Origin of the sequence: Pontibacter toksunensis (genome assembly GCF_042686245.1) — a bacterium.
In the GTDB taxonomy this organism is placed as follows: Bacteria; Bacteroidota; Bacteroidia; order Cytophagales; family Hymenobacteraceae; genus Pontibacter; species Pontibacter toksunensis.
Map to the genome: position 1 here is coordinate 194,583 of NZ_JBHUOX010000004.1, position 17,394 is coordinate 211,976.

Consider the following 17,394-nt stretch of genomic DNA (forward strand, 5'->3'; position numbering starts at 1 on the left):
CACATCTGAATAACCCTATGAGAAATTGTTGTAGCTTCTGATTTGCAGAGAGATGGTTTTTGTTTAACTAATTCTTAAATTTAAGGATCCGTTTTACAAGGAATTTGTTCCAGAACCAACATTAGGTTGTATTCATTATTTAAAGTTTCATGTGGCTAACCGTGTTTTCTGTACTGCTTACGCGTCCTTTGCCATGCATAATATGAAGTATATAGTCCACTTTTTTATCTGTGCCATCATTCTGTTTAGCAGCTGTGACAGCAATAAGGGCGATCAGCTCTTTCACTTGCTGTCACCGGGTGATACAGGCATTACTTTCAGCAACACCTTGTCTGAGAACGACACGCTCAATGCCATTGAGTACGATTACCTGTACAATGGAGCCGGGGTAGCTGTCGGAGACATCAACAACGACGGACTGCAGGATATATTCTTCGGCGGCAACATGGTGTCCAGCAGGCTGTACCTGAACAAGGGAGACCTGAAGTTTGAGGACATCACCCAAAAAGCCGGTGTGGCTACCGACCGCTGGGTAACGGGCGTGTCGATGGCTGACATTAACAGCGATGGCCATACGGACATATACCTATGCGTGGCCGGGCCGAATAAATCAGCAGAAAAACCGAACATGCTTTTCATTAACAACGGCGATGGCACCTTTACAGAGTCTGCAAAGGCGTATGGCTTAGCTGATACAGGCTACAGTACCCAGACTGCCTTCTTCGACTATGACAAGGACGGCGACTTAGACATGTACCTGCTGACAAATGCACTGGAGAGTTTTCCGCGCAACAACGTCCGGCCTAAAAAAACAGACGGCCAGGGTCTGAGTACTGACAGGCTGTACCGCAACAACGGTGACAACACCTTTACTGATGTTTCAAGGGAAGCCGGCATCCTGATTGAAGGGTATGGGCTTGGCCTGGGTATTGCGGACATTAACAATGACGGGTGGCCGGATATTTATGCGGCCAACGACTTTATCACGAACGACATCCTGTATATCAGCAATGGTGACGGCACTTTCACAGATCGTTCAAAGCAGTACCTGAAGCACCAGAGTTGGAATGCAATGGGCACTGATATCGCTGATTTCAACAACGATGGCCTGCTGGACATTATAACGGTGGACATGCTTCCCCCTGATAACCAGCGGGAAAAGACCATGATTGCAGCCCCCAACTACGACCGTTACAAGCGAAACCTATCGATGGGTTACCAGCCGCAGTATATCCGCAATACCCTGCAGCTAAACAACGGTAACGGTACTTTCAGCGAAGTGGGCCAACTGGCGGGCATCCACAGAACAGACTGGAGTTGGGCTCCGTTATTTGCTGATTACGACAACGACGGCCACCGCGACCTCCTGATAACGAACGGCTACCGCAAGGATGTCACCAACCTTGATTTCATCATTTACAAGCGCCAGGAAGGTCAGTTTGGAGACGATGCGCATCAGGCTAAAGTAATGGCTAAACTGATAAAGGAACTCCCCGGGGTAAAAGTGCATAACTATGTCTACCAGAACACCGGCAACCTCTCCTTCACAGACAAATCTGAGGAGTGGGGGCTGGATGCCCCCTCCTACACCAACGGCACCGCCTTTGCTGACCTGGATAATGATGGTGACCTGGACCTCGTCATGAATAACATTGATGAGGCAGCCTTCATCTACAGAAACAACGCTAATACCCTGTCCGACCGGCATTACCTGCGCGTTAAGCTGGAAGGCGATGCAAAGAACAAAGCCGGGCTCGGAGCGAAGCTCACTTTAAACTATAACGGCCAGCAGCTGTTCCACGATCATTCTGTGTACCGGGGCTATAAATCTACAGTGGAGAATGTGGTTCATTTTGGAATTGGGAAAGCCACCATGGTTGATGCGTTGGAAGTAGTATGGCCGGACGGCAGGCGGCAAACCCTGCAGCATGTAAAAGCCGATCAGGTTTTAACCGTACGGTATGCAGATGCTAAAACCCCGGATGCTGCCCCTGCCCCCACTACCATTACCACACTTTTCAGGGAACTGGACAGTACAGCAACCGGAATCAGTTACCAGCACAAGGAATACGACTTTGTAGATTTTAAACTGCAGCCCCTGCTCATGCAGAAGTACTCGCAGGGAGGCCCGGGCATTGCCGTGGGCGATGTGAACGGAGACGGACTGGAGGACTTCTATGTAGGAGGCTCTTCTGATGTCTCAGGGAAACTTTATTTACAATCCGCTGCAGGCAAGTTTAAAGAAGCGCCTTTCACAGATGCAGTGAAGCACGGGGATGACATGGGCAGCCTTTTCTTTGATGCAGACAACGACGGCGATTTGGACCTGTACGTGGTCAGTGGGGGGAGCGAGTTTAAGGAAGGATCGGCAGAGTACCAGGACCGGCTCTACTTAAATAATGGCAAGGGAGAGTTTACCCAAAGCCCGTCTGCACTGCCTGCCTTGAGAACCAGCGGCTCCTGCGTGATAGCAGCAGACTATGACCAGGACGGTGACCTGGATCTGTTTGTAGGTGGCAGGGTAGTGCCACAGCGCTACCCATTACCAGCTACCAGCTACATTCTCCAGAATAATGGCGGAAAGTTTACAAATGTGACGGAAAAGGTGTGCCCGGAGCTAAAGCAAATGGGGTTGGTTACCGCCGCGCTCTGGACTGATTCCGACCAGGACGGGCAGGTAGACCTGATGCTTGCCGGGGAATGGATGCCGGTAACTTTGTTCCGGAACAAAAACGGCCGGTTTGAGAATGTAACGAAGAGTTCCGGCCTGCAGGATGCCATTGGCTGGTGGAACAGCCTGACAGCCGGAGATTTCGATAACGACGGGGACATGGATTATGTAGGCGGTAACTTTGGCCTTAACTCAGACTATAAAGCATCCCCGAAGGAGCCCATCACCATTACGGCAAAAGACTTTGACAAAAATGGCAGTATAGATCCGGTGTTAGGCCGCTACCTGATGGGCAAAAATTACCCGGCCCACCCCCGCGATGCCATGACAGATCAGATGGTTTCAATGCGCAGGAAGTTTCAGACATTCGAATCGTATGCGAGCATGAGTTATGAAAACCTATTCCCGAAGGAGGACCTGACCGATGCCATTGTCGCAAAAAGCACGCATCTGCAAAGCAGCTATATTAGAAACCTGGGGAACGGAAAGTTTGAGGTTAGCCCTTTGCCAGTACAGGCACAAGTAGCACCGGCCTTTGGAATCATGGCAAAGGACTATAACGGAGACGGCAACCTAGACTTACTGCTGACCGGTAACAACTATGGCACAGAAATACAGGGGGGCTGGTATGATGCCTCTATCGGATTATACCTGCAAGGAAACGGGAAAGGAGCTTTTGCACCAGTTCCTGTTAACCAGAGCGGTTTTTTTGTTGACACAGATGCAAAGGGCATTGCCGAACTTTCGCTGCCAGATGGCAAAGGCTTAGTACTATCTGCCTCTAACCAGGGCCTGGTGAAGACATTTGCTTATCCGCAGCAGGCAGGAGCCATACAACTCAGGCATGCTGATGCATGGGCCGTTGTGACACTTCTGGATGGCAGAAAAATGCGGCAGGAGTTCTACTACGGTTCAGGTTACCTGTCACAGTCGTCCAGAACAATGGCTGTACCAGCAGAGGCAAAGGAAGTTACCATCTATGACTTCTCCGGAAAGAGCCGACAGGTTTCTGTCCGGACAGACAAACTTGCACTGCGCCCATAGCTCATCCGGCACTGCTTTCTTCATCATTGGATACATCAAATAAGGTTAATTACTTACTTTTAGCAGGTAACTTTGGATTAAAGCCAAACAATAGTGGCGAATGCAGGAACTAGTTTTACAAGAAAGTAATTGGTTACTTACAAGCGCTGTCGTAATTTTAAGAGCCGAAATCACACATAGTGAAGGCACTGAACAAATTGCCGAATTAAAACATCCTTTCAAAGACCATGAAAAGTGTTAAATCCCTATTACTGTTCTTATTTGCAATACCCTTCATTTTTGGTTGCGAGGAAAAGCACGACCAGGCAGGTCTGGATAAGTTCTCTCAGTCACAGTTGGTCGTATGGAACAGGCATCTGAGTGAGATTATTATCAAAGACATCTTTAGCCCGCCAGTTGCCAGCCGCATTTACTCTTACCCGAATATTGCAGCCTATGAGGCCCTGGCGCCTGCCTACCCGGCTTACGAATCCCTTTCCGACCAGTTTAACGGTCTGTCAGAAATTCCTCAGCCCGATACAACAAAAGAGATGTACTTGCCTGTGTCGAGTATTATTGCCTTCTCTACAGTAGGAAAAAAACTTATCCTGGATGAACTGAAGATGGAGGAATATGAGGTCGAATACCTAGCCCGTATCAAAGAAATTGGCATTAAGGAAGAGGTGCTGAATAACTCAATAGCATATGGCCGGCAGGTGGGAGAACACATACTGGCATGGGCCAAGCAGGATGGGTACGTAGAAACACGTGCGCTCACAAGACATGTGATTTCAAAGAAACCGGATACGTGGCAACCCACTGCTCCGGATTATATGCCTGCCGTAGAACCTCACTGGAATAAGATCAGGCCGTTTGTGATGGATTCTGCCGCACATTTTAAGCCTAGAATGGCAACTGCTTTTGACTCCACAACTACTTCTGATTTCTACAAAGAAGCCATGGAGGTATATGACATCGTTAAACACATTGATGAGGAGAAACTCCTGATAGCCCGCTTCTGGGATGATAATCCAAACATATCCTACACAAAGGGGCATGTGACCTATTTCCAGCAGAAATTGACTCCTCCCGGCCACTGGGTTTCTATTACCAGTTCCGCTATCCGCAAGAATAAACTAAGTATGATGGAAGCTGCCGAGACCTACGTAATGGTTACTACTGCACTGGCGGATGGCTTTATTTCCTGCTGGGATGCCAAATACGCCTATAACTCTATTCGCCCGGACACTTACATAGAGCGCTACATAGATCAGGATTGGGACCCTATACTGCAGACGCCTCCCTTTCCTGAATTTCCAAGTGGCCACAGCGTTATATCAGCAGCAGCAGCCACTGTCCTCACACAGAAGTTCGGAGACAACTATGCTTTTGCAGATTCTACACAGTTAGCCATAGGCCTGCCAGTGCGTAAGTTTAACTCCTTCAACGAGGCGGCATACGAAGTAGGAGAAAGCAGAATTTACGGTGGCATTCACTTCCGCCCTGCCTGCGACCTGGGAGCCGAGCAAGGCAAGGCTGTAGGAAACCTTGTCGTTTCAAAATTACGAACCCGAAAACCAGAGCAAACAGCAAAACTGTAGCTCATCAGCCTTCATTCGTTTTTCACAAGTAATTCTTTAAAAGCAGTCTGCAGGTTTACACGCCTGCAAACTGCTTTTTTCAATTGCAGAATCCATGTACAGATTATATAAAGCTTGTCACCTTTACGAGCTAAAAGCTATAGCACTAGCGGCCACTTTTATGCTGGCGGGCTGCAACGCCAAACAGGAAGAAGAGAGCCATAAAAAAGCAGAAGCCGCCGCATCAGCGCCTGCATTGTTCCAAAGCCTTTCCGACGCAGAGACAGGCATTACCTTTACGAACACTCTGACTGAAACCCCTGCCCTTAACGTGCTGGAATTTGAGTACTTCTACAATGGCGGTGGCGTTGCGGCGGGTGATTTTAACAACGACGGGCTTCAGGATATCTTCTTTTCGGGTAACATGGTTCCCAGCAAACTATACCTGAACAAAGGAAATTTAAGGTTTGAGGATATAACAGAGCAGACCGGCATTAACACCTCCGGCCGCTGGGCAAGCGGTGCGTCCGTAGCAGACGTAAATAACGACGGCTATCAGGACATCTATGTTTCTGTAACGGGCAGAACCTCTCCTGAAAAGCGCAAAAACCTGCTGTACATCAACAACCAGGACAACACCTTTACAGAGGCAGCACAGCAGTATGGCCTGGCTGATGACAGCTACTCCACGCATGCCGCCTTCTTTGATTATGACAAGGATGGTGACCTGGATCTCTACCTGCTCAATCACTCGCTGGAAGAAAAAAATCCTAACCTCCTGCGCCCTCAGGTAAAAGATGGTTCAGGAAAGAACACTGATAAGCTGTACCGGAACAACGGGAACAATACTTTCACAGATGTTTCGAAACAGGCGGGCATACAGGTGGAAGGCCAGGGTTTAGGCGTGGCTATCAGCGATATCAACCAGGACGGATGGCCGGATATTTACGTATCAAATGACTACCTGGCAAACGACATTCTTTACCTGAACAACGGAAACGGCACCTTTACAGATAAGGCTGCCGCTTACTTCAGGCACCAGAGCCAGTCGGCTATGGGCAACGACGTAGCTGATTTCAACAACGACGGCCTGGTGGATATCATCACGGTAGACATGCTGCCGGAAGACAACTTACGGAGCAAGCTGATGTTCGGGGGCATGAACTACGACCGCTTCATGGGTGAGATCTACAACGGTTATACCCCACAGTACATGCGCAACACGCTTCAGCTGAACAACGGCAATGGTTCTTTCAGTGAGATAGGGCAACTGGCCGGCGTGCATAGTACAGACTGGAGCTGGAGCCCTTTATTAGCTGACTTCGACAATGACGGCTATAAAGACCTGCACATTACAAATGGCTTCCCGAAGGATATCACCAACCGGGACTTTATCATGTACCGCATGCAGGGCCTTAACAGCACTGTACCAATGGATGTGCTGAACAAGGAGCTGATGAAGGTAATCAACCAGCTGCCCAACGCGGAGAAGTCGAACTACATGTACCGGAACAACGGAGACTTTACGTTCAGCAACCAGACCAAGGCCTGGGGTCTGGAGGTGCCTTCCTTCTCAAACGGAGCGGTGTATGCCGACCTAGATGGCGACGGGGACCTGGACCTTGTCACTAACAACATAAACGGGAAAGCCTTTGTGTACCGCAACAATGCGGACAAGCAAACCGGTAATAATTTCCTGCGGATAAAATTGCAGGGAGATAAGGCAACCGCAGCAGGTTATGGTGCCAAAGTGAGGCTGTCTCAGAATGGTAAGATTCAATACCAGGAGTACTCTCCTTACAGGGGGTTTATGTCTACGGTGGAGCCTTATTTACATTTTGGTCTGGGGCAGGATTCTGTTATAACTGCTCTGGAAGTCACCTGGCCTGATGGAAAAGAACAGCACCTGGAGAACGTAAAAGCAAACCAATTGCTTACCCTGCACTACAAAGATGCTGCTGCGACAAAGCAACTGAAAAAGGATGCCGCAACACCGGTATTTCAAAACGCAAACGCGAAGCATAAGATAAACTACACCCACAAAGAGGAGCCTTATATTGATTTTAAAGTACAGCCGCTGCTTCCGCACAAATACTCGCAGAACGGGCCGGGCATATCGGTGGGCGATGTAAACGGCGATGGGCTGGAAGATTTCTATGTGGGAGGAGCCTTCAAGTATCCGGGAAGAATTTTCCAGCAATCTAGGAACGGGACCTTTACAAGCACAGCTATCACAGACCAGACGAAGTACGAGGAGGACATGGGCAGCCTGTTCTTTGATGCAGATAGTGACGGAGACCTGGACCTGTATGTGGTGAGCGGCGGAAACGAATTTCCAGCTGGTTCGCCTTACTTCCAGGACAAACTCTACAGGAACGACGGCAAGGGCAACTTTAAGCTGGATACGCAGGCATTGCCTAACACGACCACCAGCGGCTCGTTTGTGACAGCTGCTGACATAGACAGGGATGGCGACCTAGACCTGTTTGTTGGGGGCAGAATGTACCCGCAGCACTACCCGGCCCCGGCTATCAGCTATATCCTGCTGAATGAAGGCGGGAAGTTCCGTGATGCCACGGCACAGGTTTGCCCTGAGCTGCACAACCTGGGGATGCTGACCTCTGCCCTGTGGACCGACTTTGACAATGATAAAGCGGTAGACCTAGTCGTTACCGGGGAAGGTATGCCTATTACTTTCTTCCGGAATGTGAATGGCAAACTGCAAAACGTGACTGCTGCTACTGGCCTGCCCAATACCAGCGGCTGGTGGAACAGCCTGGCAGCCGGTGACTTTGACAACGACGGCGACATAGATTATGTGGCGGGCAACCTAGGCCTGAATACCAAACTGAAAGCATCCGACAATGAACCTGTAAGTGTTTATGCAGCCGATTACGATGGCAATGGCAGCATGGATCCTATCGTGGCACATTATGTCATGGGCAAGAATGTGCCGGCGCGTCCGCGCGACGATATCTTTGACCAGATGGTATCTATGCGCAGGCGCTTTACCACTTACGACAGCTACGCACGTGCTTCTGTCACAGAGGTGTTGTCGCCGGCAGAAATACAGCGTTCTTATGTGCAGCGAAGCGTAAACATGCAATCCAGCTACGTTGAGAACCTGGGTAACGGTAAGTTCAGAATAACTTCTTTGCCTATGCAGGCGCAGTTTGCTCCGGTATTCGGTATCACAGTAAACGATTATGACGGCGACGGAAACCTAGACGCGCTGCTTTCCGGAAACTCACAGGCACCAGAAGTGCTTAGCGGTGCCTACGATGCTTTTACAGGCTTGTTCCTGAAGGGAAACGGCAAAGGTGGTTTTCAACCGGTTAGCCTGCAGCAGAGCGGCTTTTTTGTGAATGGCGATGCAAAAGGAATGGCAGAGCTGACACTTTACAATGGCCAGCCGCTTATCCTGGCTGCAAACAACGACGGGCCTTTACAAGCTTATACTGCTGGTGGCACTGCAGGCAAGGCACAGGTAGTCATGGCCAAACCTTCTGAAGTGAAGGTGGAAATAACGCTTGACACTGGTAGAAAGATTGTAAAAGAACTTTACTACGGCTCAGGTTATTTGTCACAATCCACCAGAAGTATTGTCCTGCCTCAGAATGCCGCATCTGTAGTGGCATACGATTACAACGGGAAGAGCAGAAAGATTAAATAGCAAAAGCCTCTGAGGGGGCTCAATCAGTAACCAAAAAAGATGCGTCAGCTTCATAGACATATAATAAATACATCCTGTGCCATTCTTTCAGCTTTACTCTTGCTGACCTCCTGTAGTGAGGAAAAGCAGGCAACCGGTAACAAAGATATGGTAGCACTACTGGAGGATGTTGCACAAAGGTTTTACATTCCTGATAACAGGTTTGCAAACCACGCCCGTGTAAAGCACTTTGATGAACTTGCGTCCAGAGCTTCCGGCAGAAAGAAATTTGATTACGAATACCAGAAAGCGGTCGAATTACTACGGGCAGGAAAACCTGAAGAGGCTGCGAAGTTGTTTGAGAAGCTACATAAAGAGCTTCCTCAGATAGCATACAGCTTCACTCCAAAAGACGTAGGTTTAGCAGACAAGCTGGAAGCAGATATTGCACAGGCCTACTTACGTTTCGGTGAACAGGAGAACTGCCTGATCAATCACACATCAGCCTCCTGTATTTTCCCTATTGCCAGCGCTGGATTTCATCAACTCCCTACTGGCTCCCGGAAAGCCATAGCGCATTATACAGCCCTTTTAACACGCAATCCTGATGCGTTGCAGTATCGCTGGCTGCTGAACATTGCTTATATGACACTTGGGGAGTATCCGCATCGGGTGCCTGAGAAATGGCTTATTCCCATAGAGACAGAATTAGAGCATCCGGTAGCGCGTTTTGAAGAAATTGCCGGAGATCTGGGCGTTGATGTGAATGATATTTCCGGAGGTTCTATCTTGGAGGATTTTGACAACGACGGGTATCTCGATATCATGGCCTCATCCTATGGACTACGGGATCAAATTCATTTTTTTCATAACAACGGCGACGGCTCTTTCTCTGACCATACAGAAAAAGTCGGTCTGAAAGGCATCACCAACAGCCTGAACATGACACAGGCCGACTATAACAACGATGGCTTTATTGATGTGCTGGTGCTACGCGGTGCCTGGTTTGAGCAACAAGGCAAGCAACCAAACTCACTCCTGCAAAATAACGGGGACGGCACCTTTACAGACGTAACGGCAGAAGTGGGCCTGCTCTCTTTCTACCCTACCCAAACAGCCACCTGGAGCGATTTTAACAACGATGGCTGGCTGGACCTGTTCATTGGCAATGAAACATCCGATAAGTTTACTCCAAACCCCTGTGAATTATACCTTAACCGCCGTGGCAGGTTTGTGGATGTTGCCAAAGAGGTTGGTATTGAGTTAAACCAGTATGTGAAGGGAGTAACTTCCGGTGATTTTGATAACGATGGCTGGCAGGATATCTATATTTCCACGCTATATGGCCAGAACTATTTGTTCCGAAACTTAGGCCTAGGAAAGAGTGAGCAGCTGCGGTTTGAAGATGTAACAGCAAAGGCTGGCCTGGATAAACCCATGATGTCGTTCCCCACCTGGTTCTATGATTATGATAACGATGGGTGGCTGGATATTTTTGTATCAGGCTTCAAATTCAGCTCTGACCCCAGCGTCTCTTACAATGTAGCGGCCGAATACTTAGGTTTGCCAAACGATGCCGAAAAAGCCAGGCTCTACCATAACAACGGAGACGGCACCTTTACGGATGTAGCAGAAAAAATGGGTATCAACAAAGCCTTGTACACCATGGGCAGCAACTTTATCGATATTGATAACGACGGCTGGCTGGATATGTACCTGGGTACCGGTGACCCAAGCTTTGAGTCTCTTATACCGAATAAGCTGTTCCGCAACAATGCCGGCAAAGGCTTTCAGGATGTAACGACCGCTGCAGGGGTCGGGCACCTGCAGAAAGGGCACGCTGTTTCCGCCGGAGATATAGATAATGATGGCGATCAGGACATATACACCGTAATGGGCGGTGCTTTTGAGGGAGATAACTACAGGAACGCGCTCTTTAAGAACACTTACCAGGAAAGCACCCCCTCCACTAACAACTGGGTTACAATCAAATTAGAGGGAACAAAAGCTAACAAAGCGGCCATTGGCACACGCCTGAAAATGACAATCACGGACCAGGGCAAAAGAAGAATTCTTTACCGGGATATAAACTCCGGGGGAAGTTTCGGGGCCTCTACCTTACGAGCAGAAATTGGCCTGGGGCAGGCAAGTAAAATTGATAAGCTGGAGATAACCTGGTCTGGTTCTAACAAAACACAGGTGCTCGAGAATATAGCCGTGAATCTGTTCGTACAAATAACAGAAGGAAGTAAGGAAGTAAAGAAGCTGGACATCCAAAAGCTAAATTTTCAAAAGACAAAAAGTGCGCATGATGTACACCATGCGCACTTTTCAGCTCATCAGCAGTAAACTCGATTAACCTACTTTGCTCCTCTGTTTGCAGCCAAGCTTACTTCCTGCACATCAGAAATCTTCGTCCGTACCTTTCCTGCCTTATCCATTATCTGAACAGACTTAGTGCCCGCCGGTAACCACAGGGTTCTGGAAGACTGCGACAAATACCCGGAGCCAAAGTAGAACTCCTGCTTTCTTTTAGTGCCGTTAGCCAATGTAATGATGGCATAAGCATCGGATGGTAACACAGAAACAGCATGTACAGTATTTTGAGGCACTGGCTTATAGGCTCTTAAAGAATCATCATGAGAAGCAATAAGTATCAGCCGGCTTCCATTTCCTGTGTTTACTTCTACCATACCCTTAGCATCAGAATCAATCCTAAACCCGCTCTTGTTCATATGAACAGGTGAGAACTGGCCTTTGCCATTGCCTTTCAGATACAGACCAGTAAAGGCATCATAGCGGCCTACTACCACTTCGGTAGCATAGGAGTTACCGACTAACAGCAGGTCCAGGTTTCCGTCGCCGTTATAGTCGTTCACCGTTATACCACACACGGGAGCAAATTGTGCCTGCATGGGTAGCGCCGTCATCTTAAACCTGCCGTTACCAAGATTCTCAATGTAGCTGGTCTTAAAGTTCTCGCTTTTTGCGGTGTATGCCCCCTCCAGCCTTTCCGTAGTAAATATGTCATCAAACGATTTACTGGCATAGTCTTCATAGCTTCTGAACTCCCTGCGCATCGACACCATCTGGTCCGTCATATCATCTCGCCCGTGCACCAGTTGCTTTTTCCCCTGGATATAGTGCGTCATTACCGCATCAGTTGTCCCGCTCTTGTCAAAGTCTTTGGCATACACCTGTACAGGCTGCTCCTCCGATGCCTTGAACTTTGAATTGAGACCCAGGTTACCCGCTACAAAGTCAATATCTCCGTCATTGTCAAAGTCACCGGCTGCCAGGCTGTTCCACCAACCGCTTGTCGCGCTTAGCCCTGTAGTAGCCGTAACATCTTTCAAATTACCATCTACGTTCTTCAGAAACGTCACAGGCATCCACTCTCCTACCACAACCAAATCGATGGCGTTATCATTATCAAAATCTGTCCAGAGTGCAGCAGTAACCATTCCTAAATCGGCAAGCATAGGACCAACCGTGCTGGTTACATCCTTAAACTTGCCGCCATTGTTCTGCAGGATATAGCTTTTCGCTGGCAACGGAAACTTTCTGGGATCCACCCTGCCTCCGACAAACAGGTCCAGATCCCCGTCTTTGTCATAGTCTGCAGCTGTAACGCAGGAACCGCTGGCGTCTATATGGGGTAGGGCCTGTATATCCAACTTAAAGCTGCCTTTTCCGTCATTCAGGTACAGCCGGTCCTGATAGGCTTTATCTCCAGTAAAGTATTCACTTCCTCCGCTCACCACATACAGGTCCAGGTCGCCGTCACCGTCTGCATCGAAGAACAAGCTGCCCATGTCATCCCCTGGCTTATCACCTTCAGCGAGTGGCTTTGAGGCAAACTTTCCATTTTTATCCTGCAGAAACAGAGTACCGTTATAAGTGGCACTACCGCCAACATAAAAGTCCTCCAGTCCATCGCCGTTTACATCTCCCACTGAAATGCCCGGCCCGTTCTGGGAGAACTTGTGCGGCAGCAGCGGCTGAAGCTTAAAGTCAATATACTCATGATTTATATCCTTGTAAGCTATGCCTGCATCAGCTGTCACCTCTCTGAAGAAAGCTGGACCTTCTTTAGGCTTCTCTCCTCGGTTATCTTCTTTCGCATGCTTGTAGTTTACCACAAGCACCTGGTCTGGCTTCACATCTTTCAGTACCTGGTACCTGCCATCAGGCCACGTAATCTCCACTAGATCTACTCGCTCAGTTGCCCCAAGCCCGAAGTGCAGCGTATTCTCCACCGTTGATTGAAAACCTCTGAACGGATACTGCTCCGCAACCTGCATCTCACCGCCGTACTTCAGCACAGCTTTCGCTCCGATACCGGCTTTGTTACCAGCGGCACCTTCAAAATTTATCCGGAGGTAGTGTCTTTTTCCTGACTCATTATCTTTATCCTCTTTCTTAGACCGCTCCGACACCATGTTCTGATACACAAATGGCTCATCATCTACATTGTTGATCACAATATCCAAGTCACCATCATTATCCAGATCGGCATAAGCAGCACCACTTGAAAAAGATTCCTGTGCAAGGCCCCAGTTCTTCGACTCATCGGTAAAGGTGAGATCGCCATTGTTACGAAACATGAAGTTGTGTTTTTTAGCCCCTTCCATTGTCTCGGCAATCTTCAGCAAATGCGTTCCTGTTCCTTTGTTGCCAAAGCTGGACCTTGCCTGTGTCATGTAATAAGTAGCGAAGTCAAGATGAGTAATATCCTTGCCTATACCGTTTGTTATAAACAGATCTTTTGTGCCGTCATTATCAAAATCGGCAAACAACGGGCTCCAACTCCAGTCGGTATAGTGCACGCCGGCCAGCTGGCTTATTTCGCTGAAAGTGCCATTTCCATTGTTTAGCTGCAGGTTGTTCCGTACATATTGTGGCATGTAGCCTCTCTGGAGCGCCAACTGAAACTCATCGTAGTTTTTGACCCCGTTCATGAGCTTCTGCCGCCTGCTATCATCAGGCATCATATCCACGCTAATAATATCCGGCAGTCCGTCGTTATTAAAATCAGCCATATCCGTTCCCATAGAGAAGTGGCTGGTATGCTTCATGTACTTGCGGATGCTTTCTGTGAAGGTTCCGTTCTGGTTGTTGATGTACAGCAAGTCGTCGTAGATGAAGTCATTTGTTACATAAATGTCTGGCCATCCATCCTGATTTACGTCTCCCACACCTACGCCTAATCCGTAGCCCTCTTTCACGATACCTGCTTCATCGGCCACATTGGTAAAGGTCCCGTTGCCGTTGTTTCTGTACAGTTTATCTACGCTGGAGTTCTTATCTTTTCTAGTATGAGAAGCAATCACATTCGGGTTAGAATCAGAACGGTTAACGGTAGCTAAGTACACGTCCAGGTCACCGTCTCTGTCATAGTCAAAAAATGCAGCCTGTGTTGTGTAGCCGTTATCAGCCAGCCCATACTTTTCAGCTTCTTCTTCAAAGACAGGGGTATTGTCTGCTCCTATGCCTTTGTTTATAAACAGGAGGTTTTTCCGTCGTTCCGGGTCCTTATACCCAGACATGCAGACGTATATATCAAGCAGGCCATCGTTGTTTATGTCTACTACTGATGCACCCGTGGCCCAGTTGGTTGTTTCTACACCTGCCTGCTTTGTAATATCCTCAAACTGCAGATCTCCCTTATTCAGGTAGAGCTTACCGGAAACCATATTACCGGTGAAATACACATCCTGCAGCCCATCATTATTTACATCGCCAACAGCTACTCCGCCCCCGTTATAGAAGTACTCAAAGTTCATCACATTAATGGAGTCGTTGGAAACAAGCGTGTTTGTGAAAGTAATTCCGGTATCTGCGGAAGACTTTAGCTCAAACATTGTTTCTTCCTGCTTGCAGCTGGCAAAGGCAGCTATAGCCACAAAGATGGCTATCATTTTCAGAAGAACAGGAATAGTAGTGGTGTTCGGTATCATGGTAGGTAAGTAGCCTGTGTTCTTATAACCTTTCAGGAGAGAGTTCATGTTAGCGTGCCGCACAATTAAAGAAGCAGCTGTGCATTCGTTAAAATGAAGCACCTGTAACAGAGAACACAGCTAGTTCTTAAAAAGTGACATTTTCTATTTTTCCTGCGATAATGGTATAAGTGGTTTCTCCGGGTGCAGACATGCTGAAGCCAAAGTTACCAGACACATTATAGTTAATGGAGTCATACGCTGCTATCTGCAGCTCCCCGTTTATAATGCCGCCATTGTAATTCCCTTTCGTCTCCTTTAGTGCATTTGCTGCTATACCATCAGGGAGAAAATAAGCTATTCCTTCGCCGGTGCCTCCACTTCTGAGCCTGTAGGAACCTATTTTCTTGGGCTTAAGCTTAACGGAGAGTATAATGGCTGATGTGTCTGTGCCCTGCACCTGCACACCCACTATGGTAAGTGTGTCTCCGGTACCAACAAACGCACTTGTTCCTTCGGTTATGGTGCGCGAACCAAGTTTAAAGTTACCGTTAGATGCTTTCCAATCAACACCATTTACCACGGCACTCATACCACTTGAGTTTGCAACAACAGGATCTGGTGCATCGTCACCATCACAGCCAAACAAAACTACTCCACCAAGAAGTGGTAAAAAAAGGAAAAGGACTCTCCTGCAAAAATATGCCATCACTGTTTTATCTATTAATTGACTAAAATAAGAAAAGGATCGCAGTTGGCGATCCTTTTCCTTTTAACTGATTCAGAACATTATGTAGTTCCTTCTATGCCCTAAAACCAAGGCTAAAGCTCTGTTCTCCCTGCAGGCAAAGCTTTGCTTATCTCAGCCTGAGTAATGAGGAACAGATTACCCTTCATAAGGATTCTGATCTCCCTGCAAGGCAGGGTTTCTGTCGATCTCAGCCTGAGGAATCGGGAACAGTTCATGCTGACCTGTTATGAATGGTCTACCCATTGGTCTTAGTACTGATTCAGCTCTGCAGGTTCTAACCAGGTCGAAGAAGCGGTGCCCTTCGAAAGCCAGTTCTCTGCGTCGCTCCAGAATGATCAGGTCGCGAAGTTCTGCCTGGCTTACACCTGCCGGAACAGGCAGTGGGCAGGTTGCACCAGGCATGCTGTTGCGTGCACGGGCTCTTACCATGTTCACTGCTTCTACTGCATCGGCTGTTCGGCCAAGCTCATTCAGTGCTTCTGCTCTCCATAAAAGAACATCTGCATAACGAATCAGCGGGATGTTGAGTGGAGAGTTGGCAGCGCCGGTTAACTGCGCTTCGGGTATCAGGAACTTCTGGATGCTGTAACCAGTACGTGACCAGGTGTTGTCATAAGTATATACTTTTCCGGCACCGTGGTCAATTATATCTCCTGGCTCCAGGATAGAATACTCCAGACGCGGATCGCAAGGCTCGAAAGCCTCATAAATGTTATTTACCTTGATATTCGGGTTTCCGCCATATCCCTGGGGTGTAACTGGCCCGATTGGGGTACTAAAGCCCCAGCCAGAGAAGTTAGATGTACGTGGTGCGATCCACTGGTTCAGAGCCAGACCATCGTTATCGTTGTTCCAGCCACCAGTTCCGCCTACACCTTGCACAGCGAACACAACTTCAGGACTGTTTTCACCTTCCAGGGTAAATATACTAGAGAAATTTGGGTCCAAGCTGTAAACACCTGAACTCATAACTGCCCCTGTCAGATCCACTACCTCCTGATACTGGTCCGTTGTAGCATAAGGGGTATTGGCACATCCTTCAGGTGTAGACTGGAAAAGGTTAACCTTAGCCAAAAGCGCCTGCGCAGCACCTTTTGTTGCTCTACCTAAGTCTGCGTCAGTATATGATACTGGAAGCACTTCAATAGCATCTCTTAAATCCTGCTCTATCTGATCCCAGTTTTCGGAAATATTGGCAGGGCGTGCTACAAACACCTCATCAGGGTTCAGTACCTTCGTGATGATAGGAACTCGTCCCCAGACTTTCACCAGGTCAAAGTAGTACTGCGCTCTCAGGTATTTGGCTTCACCTATAATTCTTGCTTGCAGTGTCGCATCTATGTTTTGAGCTGGAATCAGTGGTACTCGGTCCAGCACCAGGTTTGCACGGTAAACACCGTCATATAACTGGCTCCAGAAGTCCATCAATAGTGGTGCCCCTGCTGTTTGTGTAAAGTTCTGGAACTGCAGGATTTCACTATAATCCTGGTCATCGGTACTTCCTTTATCAGTATCACCACCCACAACGTCGCCAAATATCCAGCTCATACGGGAGTGAACATCCCATTGCAAGGGGTCATAAGCTGCGTTCAACGCGGCTAAAGCATCATCTGCAGAAGCATAAAAGCTAGCGTCTGTTAATTCTGAAAGCGGCTTCTTATCCAAAAATTCATCCTCACAGGCCTGCAGCGTCATTCCACCCGCGATTAACCCGCCAGCTACTAAAGACAGATAGATCGTTCTTTTAAAATTTATCATGGTTTGTTTGAGTTAATACA

The 17,394-nt window shown here is 48.2% G+C and carries 7 protein-coding genes; 4 read left to right on the forward strand and 3 right to left on the reverse strand.

From position 1 onward, the window contains the following. Positions 1–202: 202 nt before the first annotated feature. The 4 genes from ACFS7Z_RS07325 (at position 203) to ACFS7Z_RS07340 (ending at position 11,275) form a co-directional block, all read left to right on the forward strand. Positions 203–3,715: a VCBS repeat-containing protein gene (locus ACFS7Z_RS07325; protein ID WP_377482873.1), complete on the forward strand. Its 3,513-nt coding sequence runs from the start codon at positions 203–205 to the stop codon at positions 3,713–3,715. A gap of 227 nt (positions 3,716–3,942) precedes the next feature. Continuing rightward, positions 3,943–5,295, forward strand: a complete 1,353-nt coding sequence (locus ACFS7Z_RS07330) for a vanadium-dependent haloperoxidase (RefSeq protein WP_377482875.1) — start codon at positions 3,943–3,945, stop codon at positions 5,293–5,295. A 94-nt stretch (positions 5,296–5,389) separates the two neighbouring features. Further along, entirely contained in the window at positions 5,390–8,947 is a 3,558-nt protein-coding gene (locus tag ACFS7Z_RS07335) for a VCBS repeat-containing protein (protein WP_377482877.1), read from the forward strand. 147 nt (positions 8,948–9,094) lie between these two features. Then, positions 9,095–11,275, forward strand: a complete 2,181-nt coding sequence (locus ACFS7Z_RS07340) for an FG-GAP-like repeat-containing protein (protein ID WP_377482880.1) — start codon at positions 9,095–9,097, stop codon at positions 11,273–11,275. An 11-nt stretch (positions 11,276–11,286) separates the two neighbouring features. Here the strand turns inward: ACFS7Z_RS07340 and ACFS7Z_RS07345 are convergent, their stop codons facing one another. From ACFS7Z_RS07345 to ACFS7Z_RS07355, 3 genes are all read right to left on the reverse strand, one after another. Then, complete coding sequence (locus ACFS7Z_RS07345; RefSeq protein ID WP_377482883.1) at positions 11,287–14,886, reverse strand: VCBS repeat-containing protein; 3,600 nt, start codon at positions 14,884–14,886, stop codon at positions 11,287–11,289. A gap of 127 nt (positions 14,887–15,013) precedes the next feature. Next, on the reverse strand, positions 15,014–15,577 hold the full coding sequence (locus ACFS7Z_RS07350; protein ID WP_377482886.1) for a hypothetical protein: 564 nt from the start codon (positions 15,575–15,577) through the stop codon (positions 15,014–15,016). A 174-nt stretch (positions 15,578–15,751) separates the two neighbouring features. Beyond that, positions 15,752–17,374, reverse strand: a complete 1,623-nt coding sequence (locus ACFS7Z_RS07355; protein WP_377482888.1) for a RagB/SusD family nutrient uptake outer membrane protein — start codon at positions 17,372–17,374, stop codon at positions 15,752–15,754. Between the last annotated feature and the right edge of the window lie 20 nt (positions 17,375–17,394).